At 61.5% G+C, this 15092-nt stretch carries 10 protein-coding genes; 4 read left to right on the plus strand and 6 right to left on the minus strand.

All coding sequences use genetic code 11. The annotated features are described in order from the left end of the window. Positions 1–92 precede the first annotated feature (92 nt). Positions 93–1553, minus strand: a complete 1461-nt coding sequence (gene dacB / locus AC3WRD_RS11675) for a D-alanyl-D-alanine carboxypeptidase/D-alanyl-D-alanine endopeptidase (protein ID WP_102622575.1) — start codon at positions 1551–1553, stop codon at positions 93–95. Between the two features lie 233 nt (positions 1554–1786). Here dacB and AC3WRD_RS11680 point away from each other — a divergent pair, with 233 nt between their 5' ends. After that, entirely contained in the window at positions 1787–2131 is a 345-nt protein-coding gene (locus AC3WRD_RS11680; RefSeq protein ID WP_011333263.1) for a YggL family protein, read from the plus strand. Positions 2132–2189: 58 nt separating this feature from the next. Here AC3WRD_RS11680 and AC3WRD_RS11685 read toward each other — a convergent pair whose 3' ends face one another. Continuing rightward, the gene (locus AC3WRD_RS11685; RefSeq protein WP_102622574.1) at positions 2190–3380 is read right to left on the minus strand and encodes a benzoate/H(+) symporter BenE family transporter; all 1191 of its coding nucleotides are present in this window, start codon (positions 3378–3380) and stop codon (positions 2190–2192) included. A 224-nt stretch (positions 3381–3604) separates the two neighbouring features. Between AC3WRD_RS11685 and AC3WRD_RS11690 the strand changes: the two genes are divergently transcribed. Beyond that, the gene (locus AC3WRD_RS11690; RefSeq protein WP_064378756.1) at positions 3605–4369 is read left to right on the plus strand and encodes a GntR family transcriptional regulator; all 765 of its coding nucleotides are present in this window, start codon (positions 3605–3607) and stop codon (positions 4367–4369) included. Positions 4370–4476: 107 nt separating this feature from the next. Here the strand turns inward: AC3WRD_RS11690 and guaD are convergent, their stop codons facing one another. The 4 genes from guaD to xdhA all read right to left on the minus strand — a co-directional run bounded on the left by guaD (position 4477) and on the right by xdhA (position 10572). After that, entirely contained in the window at positions 4477–5781 is a 1305-nt protein-coding gene (gene guaD / locus AC3WRD_RS11695) for a guanine deaminase (RefSeq protein ID WP_096822506.1), read from the minus strand. A 13-nt stretch (positions 5782–5794) separates the two neighbouring features. Then, positions 5795–6652, minus strand: coding sequence for a xanthine dehydrogenase accessory protein XdhC (xdhC, locus tag AC3WRD_RS11700; protein ID WP_007952025.1), 858 nt, complete (start codon positions 6650–6652; stop codon positions 5795–5797). Positions 6653–6725: 73 nt separating this feature from the next. Then, positions 6726–9125 (minus strand): xanthine dehydrogenase molybdopterin binding subunit, encoded by a 2400-nt coding sequence (gene xdhB, locus AC3WRD_RS11705; protein WP_102622573.1) that lies wholly within the window; start codon positions 9123–9125, stop codon positions 6726–6728. After that, positions 9118–10572, minus strand: coding sequence for a xanthine dehydrogenase small subunit (gene xdhA, locus AC3WRD_RS11710; protein WP_096822503.1), 1455 nt, complete (start codon positions 10570–10572; stop codon positions 9118–9120). Before xdhA ends, xdhB begins: the two co-directional genes overlap by 8 nt. 266 nt (positions 10573–10838) lie before the next feature. Between xdhA and AC3WRD_RS11715 the strand changes: the two genes are divergently transcribed. Both AC3WRD_RS11715 and smc read left to right on the plus strand, forming a co-directional pair. Continuing rightward, positions 10839–11498: a GntR family transcriptional regulator gene (locus AC3WRD_RS11715; protein WP_096822502.1), complete on the plus strand. Its 660-nt coding sequence runs from the start codon at positions 10839–10841 to the stop codon at positions 11496–11498. A gap of 2 nt (positions 11499–11500) precedes the next feature. Then, the gene (gene smc / locus AC3WRD_RS11720; protein ID WP_102622572.1) at positions 11501–14989 is read left to right on the plus strand and encodes a chromosome segregation protein SMC; all 3489 of its coding nucleotides are present in this window, start codon (positions 11501–11503) and stop codon (positions 14987–14989) included. Positions 14990–15092 lie beyond the last annotated feature (103 nt).

The following is a 15092-nucleotide window of genomic DNA, read 5'->3' on the forward strand; positions in this document are numbered from 1 at the left end:
GGGCGGGATCGGGTCGAGCGGCAGATGAACTGATCCTGTTTGCCATGTGATCGTTCCCACGCACTGCGTGGGAACGATCTTGCCAGGGCGGCTTACAGAACGGAAGCCGTCTGCGGCGCTCGCGGCTGTTTGTAGAGATCCAGCAGCACCTGATCCAGCACCGACGATGCACCGAACGGTGCCTTGTCGTTGAGGATCGCCACCACCGCCCAGGTGTTGCCGTTGACGTCGCGGCTGAAACCGGCGATGGCGCGCACGGTGTTCAGGGTGCCGGTCTTGACGTGGGCTTCACCGCGCATCGCGGTGGTCTTCAGGCGTTTGCGCATGGTGCCGTCGGTGCCTGCAATCGGCAGCGAGCTGATGTACTCGGCGGCGTACGGGCTATGCCACGCGGCTTGCAGCATGGCGGCCATTTCCCGGGCGCTGACGCGCTCGGCTCGTGACAGGCCGGAGCCGTTCTCCATCACCAGGTGCGGCGCGGTGATGCCTTTCTTCGCCAGCCACTGACGTACCACGCGCTGCGCCGCCTTGGCGTCATCGCCGTCGGCGTCGTTGCGGAATTTCTGGCCCAGGCTCAGGAACAGCTGCTGAGCCATGGTGTTGTTACTGTATTTGTTGATGTCGCGGATGATTTCCGCCAGGTCCGGCGAGAACGCACGGGCCAGCACTTTGGCGTTGCTCGGGGTCGGGGCCAGACGATCCTTGCCCTGGATGCTGCCGCCCAGTTCCTTCCAGATCGCCCGCACGGCGCCGGCGGTGTAGGTCGCGTGGTCGAGCAGCGACAGATACGTCTGCGAGCTGCAGCCTTCGCCCAACTGGCCGGCAACGGTCACGGTGACGCTGCCATCGGCCTGCGGCACCGGGTTGTAGCGCACGCCGCCGGTGCACTGTTTGGAGTTGAGCGCTTTGACGGTGTTTTCGATGTTGATGCTGGCAATCGGCGGTTCGACCGAAATCAATACCCGGCCATTGTCATTGCGGGCCACGAAACGCAGGGCCTTGAGGTTGACCAGCAGCGAGTCCGGCTTGACCAGGAACGGCTTGTTCTCATCGTTGCCGTCATCGTTGAATTCCGGCAGTTGCGGCTGCACGAAGAAGCTGCGGTCCAATACCAGGTCGCCGGTGATCTGGGTCACGCCGTTGGCGCGCAGGTCGCGCATCAGCAGCCAGAGTTTTTCCATGTTCAGCTTCGGATCGCCGCCACCCTTGAGGTAGAGGTTGCCGTTGAGAATGCCGCTGTTCAGGTCGCCGTCGGTGTAGAACTCGGTTTTCCACTGATGGTTGGGGCCGAGCATTTCCAGCGCCGCGTAGGTGGTGACCAGTTTCATGGTCGAGGCCGGGTTGACCGACACGTCGGCGTTGTACACGGTCGGCGTGCCCGGGCCATCCAGCGGCACCATCACCAGCGACAGGGCGCTGGGTTGCAGCTTGCTGGCCTTGAGGGCTTTTTCGACGTTGGGTGTCAGGGCGGTGTTGATGGTGGCAGCGGAAACAGGTAAGGCCAGGGGCAGAAGAAGGCCGGCCAGGAGCAGAGGACGCAACGATTTGATCATATGAAATAAAACCCTACAGCCGAGGGGAAAAAGACGAGGACATGGATGAAAAGGTCCTCAGTGGTCATGAAAGTGTCGGCATTATGCCCCAAGGTGTAACAGCTTGTGCCTTTCGCAAGGGTGCCAATTCGTTATTTTTTTACGGGCGGTCGCACGCTCGTCCCGGATAGGCGGGCAATCGCCGCCTTAAACTGGTAAAGTGCCGGCCGTTATTACTTAAGAGGATTGTTCCAATGGCGACTAACCGTTCCCAGCGTCTGCGCAAAAAACTGTGCGTCGATGAATTTCAAGAGCTGGGTTTCGAACTGAACCTGGGCTTCAAAGAAGACCTGTCCGAAGAAGCCATTGACGCTTTCCTCGAAGCATTCATCAAAGAAGCCATGGAAGCCAACGGTCTGGGCTATGTCGGCGGCGACGACTTCGGTCTGGTTTGCCTGCAGAAGCGTGGCTCGGTCTCCGAAGAGCAGCGCGCTGCTGTCGAAGCCTGGCTGAAAACCCGCTCCGAGCTGACCACCACTGAAATCAGCCCGCTGCTGGACGTTTGGTATCCGGAGAAGCCGATCAACGCGGCCAAGTGATACTGAAAAAAACGGCGACCCGAGGGTCGCCGTTTTTTTATGCCTGCTTTTTAACGAATCATGCCTTGCGCCAGTTGAGGATCAGCAAGGTCAATACCCCCGCGACAATCCCCCAGAAGGCCGAACCGATGGAAAACAGCGTCAGCCCCGACGCCGTGACCATGAAGGTGATCAGCGCCGCTTCCCGTTCCTTCACCTCGGTCATGGCGATGCTCAAGCCATTGATGATCGAACCGAACAGCGCCAGCGCGGCAATCGACAGCACCAGTTCCTTGGGCAGCGCGGCAAAAAGCGCCGCCAGCGTGGCGCCGAACACCCCGGCAATCCCGTAGAAAATCCCGCACCACACCGCTGCGGTGTAGCGTTTGTTGCGATCTTCGTGGGCATGGGGCCCGGTGCAGATCGCCGCGCTGATCGCTGCCAGGTTGATGCCGTGGGAACCGAACGGCGCCAGCAGCAACGACGCGATGCCGGTGGTGGTGATCAACGGCGAGGCCGGTACGTTGTAGCCGTCGGCCCGAAGGACAGCGACGCCGGGCATGTTCTGCGAGGTCATCGCCACCACGAACAGCGGAATGCCGATGCTGATGGTCGCGGCGAGGGAAAAGTGCGGCGAAGTCCAGACCGGCGTCGCCACTTCCAGATGAAAGCCGCTGAAGTCCAGCAGCCCCATGAAGCCCGACAGCGCGGTGCCGATCAGCAACGCGGCAAGCACCGCATAACGCGGCGTCAGGCGTTTGACCAGCAGATAAGTGAAGAACATCCCCAGTACCAGCCCGGTGCGGTGCTGCGCGGCGACGAAGATTTCGCTGCCGATCTTGAACAGGATCCCCGCCAGCAACGCGGCGGCGAGGGAGGCCGGGATCTTTTTCACCAGCCGTTCGAAGCTGCCGGTCAGGCCGCAGATCGTCACCAGCAACGCGCAGGTAATGTAGGCGCCGATGGCTTCTCCGTAGGTGACGCCGCCGAGGCTGGTGATCAACAGGGCTGCGCCGGGCGTCGACCAGGCAATGGTGATCGGCGTGCGGTAACGCAGCGAAAGGCCGATCGAACACACCGCCATGCCGATGGAGATCGCCCAGATCCACGAGGAAATCTGCCCGCTGCTCAGGCCCGCCGCCTGCCCGGCCTGGAACATCAGCACCAGCGAACTGGTGTAGCCAGTCATCATCGCGATGAATCCGGCGACGATGGCGGAGGGCGATGTGTCCGCAAAGGGGCGCAGTCGGGTGTGGGTGATTTCGTTCATGACAGCGGCGTTCCTTGTTCAAGCCACGGATTTCGGGTTTAAGCCTAAACTCAAACGTAACGATGCGTTGCTATACAGCGGAAGTCACAAACAGCCGTACAGTCGTGTTGCCACCTTCCATTGTGTACAATCGCGCTGTTTTTTACGCGATACTTGCCAGCGACCCACTGTGCCGTATTACAGTCACGGTCAATTCGCCGCAGTTCTTCCCGACTCGAGTGCCCATGAACGAACAGTTGCAACCCCTCAAGAAACAACCGCGAGCAGGCAAAGCCGGCCGCAGCGGAACCCAGGACGATATTGTCTATGCGCATATCTTCGAGGCCATCCTCGAACAGCGCCTGGCGCCCGGTACAAAGTTGAGCGAAGAAGCGCTGGGGGAAATTTTCGGGGTCAGCCGCACCATCATTCGCCGCGCACTTTCGCGTCTGGCCCATGAAGGCGTGGTGCTGTTGCGGCCGAACCGTGGCGCGGTGGTGGCGAGCCCGAGCGTTGAAGAGGCGCGTCAGGTGTTCCTCGCTCGCCGTCTGGTGGAGCGCGCGATCACCGAACTGGCGGTGCAGCACGCAACCGCCGAGCAGATCGCCGAATTGCGTCAGATGGTCAACGACGAACGTGACAGCTTCTCCCGTGGCGATCGCGGCGCCGGCATCCGTCTCTCGGGCGAATTCCACCTGAAACTGGCCGAAGCGGCGAAGAACGCTCCGCTGATCAGCTTCCAGCGCAGTCTGGTTTCGCAGACGTCGCTGATCATTGCCCAATATGAAAGCGGCAACCGTTCGCACTGTTCCTACGACGAGCACACACAGTTGATCGACGCCATCGAAGCGCGTAACGGCGAGCTGGCGGTGGACCTGATGATGCATCACATGGATCACATCGACAGCAAGCTCAACCTCGACGAGGAAAGCGCTTCGGACGATCTGCATGCGGTGTTCTCGCACCTGTTGCAGACCAAGAAGCCGGGGCGTCCGGCGGCCAAGCTCTAAAGCGAATCGACAGGCAATAAAAATCCCCCGGACTGCAAAGTACCGGGGGATTTTTTTTGCCTTCCCGATCGTTCCCACGCAGAGCGTGGGAACGATCAAGCGATCAGTTAGCGTTGGTGCACCAGCGCACCCGCCGCATAGGTCTGGGCCACGGTACGGTCATCGCCCAGCGTCATCAGTACAAACAACGTCTCGGCAATGTTGTTGGCCTGCTTCAGGCGGTAGCTCAGCAGCGGCGTGGCGTTGTAGTCCAGTACCAGGAAGTCGGCGTCGGAGCCCGGTTGCAGGTTGCCGATCTTGTCTTCCAGACGCAGCGCCCGCGCACCGCCGAGGGTGGCGAGGTACAGCGACTTGAACGGGCTCAGGCGCGCACCTTGCAGCTGCATCACTTTGTAGGCTTCGTTCAGGGTTTGCAGCAGCGAGAAACTGGTGCCGCCGCCGACGTCAGTGCCGAGGCCGACATTCAATTTGTGCTTCTCGGCCATCGGCAGGTTGAACAGGCCGCTGCCGAGGAAGAAGTTCGACGTCGGGCAGAACGCGACCGCCGAACCGGTTTCTGCCAGGCGCGCGCATTCGTCGTCGCACAGGTGAACGCCGTGGGCAAACACCGAGCGCTCGCCGAGCAATTGATAGTGGTCGTAAACGTCCAGATAGCCCTTGCGCTCCGGGAACAGCGCCTTGACCCACTCGATTTCCTTGAGGTTTTCGCTGATGTGGGTCTGCATGTACAGATCCGGGTATTCACCGAGCAACTGGCCGGCAAGGGTCAGCTGTTCCGGGGTGCTGGTCGGGGCGAAGCGCGGGGTCACGGCGTAGTGCAGACGACCCTTGCCGTGCCAGCGCTCGATCAGCGCCTTGCTGTCGACGTAGCTCGATTCCGGGGTGTCGGTCAGGTAGTCCGGCGCGTTGCGGTCCATCATCACCTTACCGGCGATCATCCGCAGGTCCAGCTTCTCGGCGGCTTCGAAGAACGAGTTCACCGATTGTGGGTGCACGCTGCCGAACACCAGCGCGGTGGTGGTGCCATTGCGCAGCAGTTCCTTGATGAAGATGTCCGCTACTTCATCGGCGTGGGCCTTGTCGGCGAACTGGCTTTCGCACGGGAAGGTGTAGGTGTTCAGCCAGTCCAGCAGTTGCTCGCCGTAGGCGCCGACCATGCCGGTCTGCGGCAGGTGGATGTGGGTGTCGATGAAGCCCGGGGTGATCAGCGCATCCTTGTGATGCGTGATCTCGATGTCCGCCGGCAGGGTCGGCAGCAGTTCGCTGGCGTGGCCGAGGGCGCTGATCTTGCCGTCATCGACCACCAGCAGGCCGTCCTCGAAATACTCGTAGGAGGCTTCGATGCCGACCTCGGCAGGGTCGGCGATGCTGTGCAGGATGGCGGCGCGGTAGGCTTTGCGAGTCAGAGGCATGAGGGTTCTCTAATCAGTTTGAGGCTTTGAGTGTGGCGGCCTGACTGCGGCGGGAAACCGGCAGCAGTTTGGCAATCGGTTCGGCGCTGGCGGTGTGCTGGCCGAAATTGGCGTTATAGGTGGCGATGATTTCGCCGGCGATGGAGATGGCGATTTCCACAGGCAACTTGCCTTTGACTTCGCCGATGCCCATCGGGCAGCGCATGCGTTGCACGACACTGGCGTCGAAACCACGGTCACGCAAGCGGTGTTCGAACTTGGCGCGTTTGGTCTTCGAGCCGATCAGGCCGAACCAGGTGAAGTCGTTGCGCTTGAGGATCGCGGCAGTGAGTTCCAGGTCCAGCTGATGATTGTGGGTCATGACGATGCAATAGCTGCCGGCGGGCAGGTCGTCGATTTCATCCACAGGCTCCTCGGCGACGATTTTGCGCACGCCGTGAGGAATCTGCTCGGGAAATTCTTCTTCCCGGGAATCGATCCAGCGCACCCGGCAGGGCAGGCTGGCGAGCAAGGGTACCAGTGCGCGGCCCACATGACCGGCGCCGAACACGGCAATCTGCGCCTGCACCTGGCCCATCGGTTCGAACAACAGCACCGTGGCGCCGCCGCAGCACTGGCCAAGGCTGGCGCCGAGGCTGAAGCGCTCCAGATGGGTGTCCTGCTTGCCGCTGGCGAGCATCTCGCGGGCGATCTGCATGGCTTTGTATTCCAAGTGCCCGCCACCGATGGTGTCGAACGTCTGGCGGGCGCTGACGACCATCTTCGAGCCGGCATTGCGCGGCGTCGAGCCGAGCTCTTCGATGATCGTCACCAGAACGCAGGGTTCGCCCTGGTTCTGCAGGTCGGCGAGGGCGTCGATCCAGTTGTACATGTTCACCTCGACATTTGTCGTTGTCTGTTCGGGCCTCATCGCTGGCAAGCCAGCGATGGCCGCGCCTCGGTCCTTACAGTGGAGCCAACTCGGTTTCAGTCTCGACGGCTTTCACCGCTTTGAGCTGACGCATCTGCTCGCAGCCCCACAACACCCGCTCCGGTGTCGCCGGCGCGTCGATCTTCGGCTGATGCTTGTAGTCGCCGAGGCTGGCCACCGCATCCTTGATCGCACACCACGCGGCGATGCCGAGCATGAACGGCGGCTCACCCACAGCCTTGGAATGGAACACCGTGTCTTCCGGGTTCTTGCGGTTTTCCACCAGCTTCACCCGCAGGTCCAGCGGCATGTCCGCCACGGCCGGGATCTTGTAGCTGGCCGGGCCGTTGGTCATCAGCTTGCCTTTGTTGTTCCACACCAGCTCTTCCATGGTCAGCCAGCCCATGCCCTGGACGAAACCGCCCTCGACCTGACCGATGTCGATGGCCGGGTTCAGCGAGGCGCCGACGTCGTGGAGGATGTCGGTACGCAGCATCTTGTACTCGCCGGTCAGGGTGTCGACGATCACTTCGCAGCACGCCGCGCCGAAGGCGAAGTAGTAGAACGGCCGGCCACGGGCCTGGCTGCGGTCGTAGTAGATTTTCGGGGTCTTGTAGAACCCGGTGCTCGACAGCGACACCTGATTGAAATACGCCAGCTGGATCAGCGCTTCGAAGGTCAGGATGTGGTCACGAACGCGCACGTGGCCGTTGTGGAATTCCACGTCTTCTTCGCTGACTTTGTAGTGCCGCGCGGCGAATTCGACCAGGCGCTGCTTGATGATTTCTGCCGCATTCTGTGCGGCTTTACCATTGAGGTCGGCGCCGCTGGACGCCGCCGTCGGCGAGGTGTTCGGCACCTTGTCGGTGTTGGTCGCGGTGATCTGCACGCGGTCCATTTCCACCTGGAACACTTCGGCCACGACCTGCGCGACTTTGGTGTTCAGACCCTGGCCCATTTCCGTGCCGCCGTGGTTCAGGTGGATGCTGCCGTCGGTGTAGACGTGCACCAGGGCACCTGCCTGGTTGAGGAAACTGGCGGTGAAGGAAATGCCGAATTTCACCGGGGTCAGCGCCAGGCCTTTCTTCAGGATCGGGCTGTTGGCGTTGTAGCGACGGATCGCTTCGCGGCGCTCGGCGTACTGGCTGCTTTCTTCCAGCTCGGCGGTCATTTCCTCGAGCATGTTGTGCTCGACGGTCTGGTAGTAATGGGTGACGTTGCGTTCGGTCTTGCCGTAGTAGTTGGCCTTGCGCACGGCCAGCGGATCGAGGTTCAGGTGACGGGCGATGGCGTCCATCACTTCTTCGATCGCGACCATCCCTTGCGGGCCGCCGAAACCACGGTACGCGGTGTTCGACGCGGTGTTGGTCTTGCAGCGGTGACCGTTGATGGTCGCATCACCGAGGTAGTACGAGTTGTCCGAGTGGAACATTGCACGGTCAACGATCGAGGCCGACAAGTCAGGCGAGCAGCCGCAGTTGCCGGCCAGATCCATCGCAATCCCGTGCAGGCGTCCGGTGCTGTCGAAGCCGACGTCGTACTCGACGTAGAACGGGTGGCGCTTGCCGGTCATCAGCATGTCTTCGACGCGCGGCAGGCGCATCTTGGTCGGCTGGCCGGTGAGGTGAGCGATCACCGCACACAGGCAGGCCGGACTCGCGGCCTGGGTTTCCTTACCGCCGAAACCACCGCCCATGCGGCGCATGTCGACGACGATTTTGTTCATGGAGACGTCGAGGACTTCGGCCACCAGTTTCTGCACTTCGGTGGGGTTCTGCGTCGAGCAGTAGACGATCATGCCGCCGTCTTCGGTCGGCATTACCGAGGAGATCTGGGTCTCCAGATAGAAGTGTTCCTGGCCACCAATGTGCAGCGTGCCTTGGATGCGATGTTCAGCGGTAGCCAAAGCGCTGGCCGAATCGCCACGTTGATGGGTGTGGCTGTCGAGCACGAAGTGGCGTTTGCGCAGGGCTTCGACCACGTCCAGCACCGGCTCCAGATCTTCGTATTCGATGATCGCGGCCATCGCGGCCTTGCGTGCGGTTTCCAGATCCTTGGCGGCCACGGCCAGCACCGGTTGACCGACGAACTGCACGTCATCGATGGCCAGCAGCGGATCGCCCGGCAGCAGCGGGCCGATGTCTTTCAGGCCCGGTACGTCTTCGTGGGTGATGGCGATGCGCACGCCTTCGAAGGCGTAGCAGGGTTTGGTGTCGATGCTGATGATTTTCGCGTGGGCGCGATCCGACAACCGCGCGTAAACGTGCAACTGGTTCGGGAACTCGAGCCGGTCATCGATGTACTGCGCTTCACCGGACACATGCTTGGCGGCGCTGTCGTGCTTGACGCTGCGGCCAACACCGGTAGTCAGGTCTTTGGCGAACAGTTCAGCCAGTTCAGCTTGCGTTTTCTCTACGCCGTGATGGTTAGACATAAGCGGTCACCCGAGTCTCGATGTGCGGTGTTTGCAGTTCGATGAAGTATTTGCGCAGCAGGTTCTGCGCGCTGAGCAGGCGGTATTCCTTGCTGGCGCGGAAGTCCGAGAGCGGGGTGAAATCCTCGCCCAGCGCGGTGCAGGCACGCTCGACCACAGCGTTGTTGAACGGCTGACCGAGCAGCACGGCTTCGCAATGTGCGGCGCGTTTCGGGATGGCGGCCATACCGCCGAAGGCGACGCGGGCGTCGGTGATCACACCGTTTTCGACACGCAGGTTGAAGGCGGCGCAGACGGCAGAAATGTCATCGTCCAGACGCTTGGAGACTTTGTAGGCGCGGAAACGCTGCTCGGCCGTGGCGCGAGGGACGATGATTTTTTCGATGAACTCGCTTTCCTGACGCGCGGTGACCCGGTAATCGATGAAGTAATCTTCCAGGTTCAGCGTGCGCCGAGTCTCGCCCTTGCACAGCACGATCTGCGCGCCGAGGGCGATCAGCAGCGGTGGCGAGTCACCAATCGGCGAGGCGTTGCCGATGTTGCCGCCGAGGGTGCCCTGGTTGCGGATCTGCAAAGAGGCGAAACGGTGCAGCAGTTCGCCGAAGTCCGGGTACTCGGCGTTCAACGCTTCGTAGCAATCGGAGAGGGCAGTGGCGGCGCCGATTTCGATGCGGTCTTCGAAGGTTTCGATGCGCTTCATTTCAGCGACGTTGCCGACGTAGATCATCACCGGCAGGGTGCGATGGAACTGCGTGACTTCCAGCGCCAGATCGGTGCCGCCGGCCAGCAGCCGGGCTTGTGGATACGCGTCGTAGAGATCGGCCAGATCGGCCACGGTCAGCGGCACCAGGCAGCGTTTGTCGCCGCTGTTGAGTTCGCCGATCGATGTCGGGGCAATGGCTTTGAGGCGAGTGATGGTTTCCGCTTCCCGGGCGTCGAACTGGTCCGGTTGCTTGCCGCAGCAGGATTGCTCGGCGGCAGCCAGGATCGGGCGGTAACCGGTGCAGCGGCAAAGGTTGCCGGCCAGCGCTTCGTGGGCCTTGGCATGGTCCGGTGCATCGCTGTTCTTTTGCAGGGCGAACAGCGACATCACGAAGCCGGGGGTGCAGAAACCGCACTGCGAACCGTGGCACTCGACCATGGCTTTCTGCACGCTGTGCAGTTCGCCCTTGTGCTTGAGGTCTTCGACGCTGATCAATTGTTTGCCGTGCAGCGACGAAACGAATGTCAGGCACGAGTTGAGGCTGCGATAGCGAATGTGTTCGCGGCCATCGTCATCCGTCTGCAACTCGCCGACCACCACCGTACAGGCGCCGCAGTCACCGCTGGCGCAGCCTTCTTTGGTGCCGGATTTGCCCACGTGTTCACGCAGGTAGTTGAGCACAGTCAGGTTCGGGTCCAGGGCGTGCTCGCTACGGAGTTCCTGGTTGAGTAAAAACTGGATCACGGAAGGCCTCGCAGACTCATTATTGTTGTTAAGCGACTTGAGCCGAATTTAGCAGGTCTGACTTTTCGGTCAATGGTTTTCTGACTTAAAGGTCAGGAAAAACCATTTTGTCGCTCGACAACGTGTCTATTCAGTATTGACCCTCATTGGATCAAGCGCTTTTTTGCGGGATTCGTGCCAAAAACCGCTGTGCGGGCACTCCGCCATGAACGCGCATTGCGCTACACTGCGCCGCTTGTGCAGATCGAAGAGTTTGAAGGACAACCATGACGTTCAAGGCGCCGGACAGCCTCGCCGAGCAAATCGCTCACCACCTCGCCGAACGGATCATTCGCGGCGAAATGAAGCCGGGAGAGCGTATCCAGGAACAGAAGGTCACGTTGGCGCTGAACGTCAGCCGCGGCTCGGTCCGCGAAGCCTTGCTGATCCTCGAGCGCCGTCACCTGATCGCGATCCTGCCGCGTCGCGGCGCCCACGTCACCGAGCTTACGGCGCACAAGGTGCAGAGCCTGTGCACGTTGATGAGCGAGCTGTACATCCTGCTCGGCAACGCAGTGGCCAACGGCTGGCAAGTCCAGGCCGACATGGCGCCGTTCGTGCAGATCCAGCAGCGCCTGAGCGCCAGCTACGAGCGTCAGGACATCCGTACCTTCGTCGACGACAGCTTCAACGTGATGCGTGCCGCGTATCCGTTTGCCAACAACCCGTACCTGCAGGAAACCGTCGAGAACCTGCAGCCGGCCATGAGCCGTGCGTACTTCCTCGCGCTGGAACAGCGCAAGGCCGAGATGAGCGAGTTCCTCGAACTGTTCGAACGCTTGCTGGCCGCCGTCCTCGCCCGTGACCTGCCGCAGATCCGCATCGTGCTGACGGCTTACGCCCAGCGCAGCTGCGATCTGGTGGTGTCCGCCCTGACGGTTGCCTGACCTTGCGGCTCAAGTGCATCAAACTGGCGGGGTTCAAATCCTTCGTCGACCCGACCACGGTGAACTTCCCCAGCAATATGGCGGCGGTCGTCGGGCCGAACGGTTGCGGCAAGTCGAACATCATCGACGCCGTGCGCTGGGTGATGGGCGAAAGCTCGGCGAAAAACCTGCGTGGCGAGTCGATGACCGACGTCATCTTCAACGGCTCGACCAGCCGCAAACCGGTGAGCCAGGCGAGCATCGAGCTGGTGTTCGACAACTCCGACGGCACCCTGCTGGGCGAGTGGGCTGCTTATGCGGAAATTTCGATCCGCCGCAAAGTGACCCGCGACAGCCAGACGACTTATTACCTCAACGGCGCCAAATGCCGTCGTCGCGACATCACCGACATCTTCCTCGGCACCGGCCTCGGCCCGCGCAGCTACTCGATCATCGAGCAGGGGATGATCTCCAAGCTGATCGAGTCCAAGCCTGAAGACCTGCGTAACTTCATCGAAGAAGCCGCCGGCATCTCCAAGTACAAGGAGCGCCGGCGCGAGACCGAAAACCGCATCCGCCGCACCCACGAAAACCTTGCCCGTCTGACCGACCTGCGCGAAGAGCTCGAGCGCCAACTCGAACGCTTGCACCGCCAGGCCGAGGCCGCCAAGAAGTATCAGGAATTCAAGGCTGAAGAGCGCCAGCTCAAGGCGCAACTGTCGGCCCTGCGCTGGCAGGATCTGAACGATCAGGTCGGCCAGCGCGAGTCGATCATCGGCAACCAGGAAATCAGCTTTGAAGCGCTGGTCGCCGAGCAACGCAACGCCGACGCCGCCATTGAACGCCTGCGCGACGGTCACCATGATTTGTCCGAGCGCTTCAATCTGGTGCAGGGGCGCTTCTATTCGGTTGGCGGCGACATCGCCCGGGTCGAACAGAGCATCCAGCACGGCCAACAGCGCTTGCGCCAATTGCAGGACGACCTGAAAGAAGCCGAGCGCGCGCGCCTCGAAACCGAATCGCACCTGGGCCACGACCGTACCTTGCTGCTGACCCTCGGCGAAGAGCTCGATCAACTGACCCCTGAGCAGGAAATCACCAACGCCGCTGCTGACGAAGCCGCCGCTGCGCTGGAAGATTCCGAAACCGTGATGCACGGCTGGCAGGAGCAGTGGGACACCTTCAACCTGACCGCCGCCGAACCGCGCCGTCAGGCCGAAGTGCAGCAGTCGCGGATCCAGCAGCTGGAAACCAGCATGGAGCGCCTGGCCGATCGGCAAAAGCGTCTGGGCGAAGAGCGGGCGTTGCTCTCGGCAGACCCTGAGGACGCGGCGATCATGGAGCTCAGCGAGCAGCTCGCCGAGTCCGAAGCCACCCTTGAAGATTTGCAGACCAGCGAAGAAGCCCAGGTCGAAAAACTTGAGCAACTGCGCCAGGAATTGCAGCAGGCGCTGACGGCGCAACAACAGGCGCAGGGCGATTTGCAGCGCCTCAACGGTCGCCTCGCCTCCCTCGAAGCCTTGCAGCAGGCCGCGCTCGATCCGGGCACCGGCACCGCCGAATGGCTGAAAGAACACAACCTCGCCGAACGTCCGCGTCTGGCCGAAGGCCTGAAGGTCGAGGCCGGTTGGGAACTGGCGGTGGAAACCGTGCTCGGCGCCGACCTGCAAGCGGTGCTGGTGGATGATTTCGACGGTTTCGATCTGTCCGGTTTCGCTCAGGGCGATCTGCGTTTGCTTAGCCCCGGCAACGACGGCGTGCGCGTGGCCGGCAGCCTGCTGGACAAGGTCGAGGCGCAGGTTGATTTGTCGCCATGGCTCGCTCAAGTCAAACCAGTCGACAGCCTTGAACAGGCGCTGGCCCTGCGCGGCCAGCTGGCTGCCGGGCAGAGCCTGATCAGTCGCGACGGTTATTGGGTCGGCCGGCATTTCCTGCGAGTACGCCGCGCCAGCGAAGCCGAAAGCGGCATGCTCGCACGCGGGCAGGAAATCGAATCGTTGCATGCGGAACGCGAAGAGCGCGAAGCCACGGTCGAGGCCATGGAAACCCGTTTGCAGACCCTGCGGGCACAACAGCGTCAGCAGGAAAACGGCCGCGAACATTTGCGTCGTTTGCTGCAAGACGAAGCCCGTCAGCAAGGTGAATTGAAAGCTCAACTGTCCGCCGGCAAAGCCAAGGCCGAGCAGTTGACCCTGCGCCGCACCCGTCTTGATGATGAGTTGGTCGAGCTCGCCGAGCAGCGCGAGCTGGAACACGAAAACATCGGCGAAGCGCGGATCCAGTTGCAGGACGCCCTCGACGCCATGGCCCTCGACACCGAGCAGCGCGAACTGCTGCTGGCCCAGCGCGACAGCCTGCGCGAGCGTCTCGACCGGGTGCGTCAGGAAGCGCGTCAGCACAAGGATCACGCCCATCAATTGGCCGTGCGCCTCGGCTCGCTGCGCGCACAACACGATTCGACCCGCCAGGCCCTCGAGCGTCTGGAAATGCAGGCCGAGCGCCTCACCGAAAAACGTGAACAGCTCAGTCTGAATCTGGAGGAGGGCGAGGCGCCGCTGGAAGAGCTGCGCCTCAAGCTTGAAGAATTGCTCGACAAGCGCATGAGCGTCGACGATGAACTCAAGACCGCGCAGATCGCCCTGGAAGACGCCGACCGCGAACTGCGTGACGCGGAAAAACGCCGGACCCAGGCCGAGCAGCAATCGCAATTGATCCGTGGCCAGCTCGAACAGCAACGCATGGAATGGCAAGCCCTGACCGTGCGCCGCAAGGCCCTGCAGGATCAACTGCTGGAAGACGGCTACGATCTGCACGGCGTGCTCAATACCCTGACCGCCGAGGCCAGCGAGAAAGAGGCCGAAGAGGAACTTGAACGCATCGCCGCGCGCATTCAGCGTCTGGGTGCGATCAACCTCGCGGCGATCGACGAATACACGCAACAATCCGAGCGTAAACGTTATCTGGATGCACAGGACGCCGATCTGGTCGAAGCCCTGGAGACCCTGGAAAACGTCATCCGCAAGATCGACAAGGAAACCCGTAACCGTTTCAAAGATACCTTTGATCAGATCAATGGCGGTTTACAGGCGCTTTTCCCGAAAGTTTTCGGTGGCGGGCGCGCGTATTTGGAACTGACGGGCGAAGATCTACTCGATACAGGGGTGACGATCATGGCGCAGCCGCCCGGGAAGAAGAACAGCACCATCCATTTGCTGTCCGGCGGCGAAAAAGCCCTGACCGCACTGGCACTGGTTTTTGCGATCTTCAAGTTGAACCCGGCGCCGTTCTGCATGCTCGATGAGGTTGACGCGCCACTGGATGACGCTAACGTTGGACGCTACGCACGATTGGTCAAAGAGATGTCGCAGACCGTGCAGTTCATCTATATCACCCACAACAAGATCGCCATGGAAATGGCCGAGCAGTTGATGGGTGTAACGATGCACGAGCCGGGTTGTTCGCGACTGGTAGCCGTGGATGTCGAGGAGGCGATGGCGATGGTGGATGCCTGAGCCGGCGCAGTGTCGGAAAGGTATTTGAAGGTTGTAGGACTTTTTTACCAGCTCCGACTTGCTGGCCAATCGACATATTCGCGCAAGCCAATGAGACAGACGG

The sequence above is a fragment of the Pseudomonas sp. FW215-R2 genome, assembly GCF_058789255.1.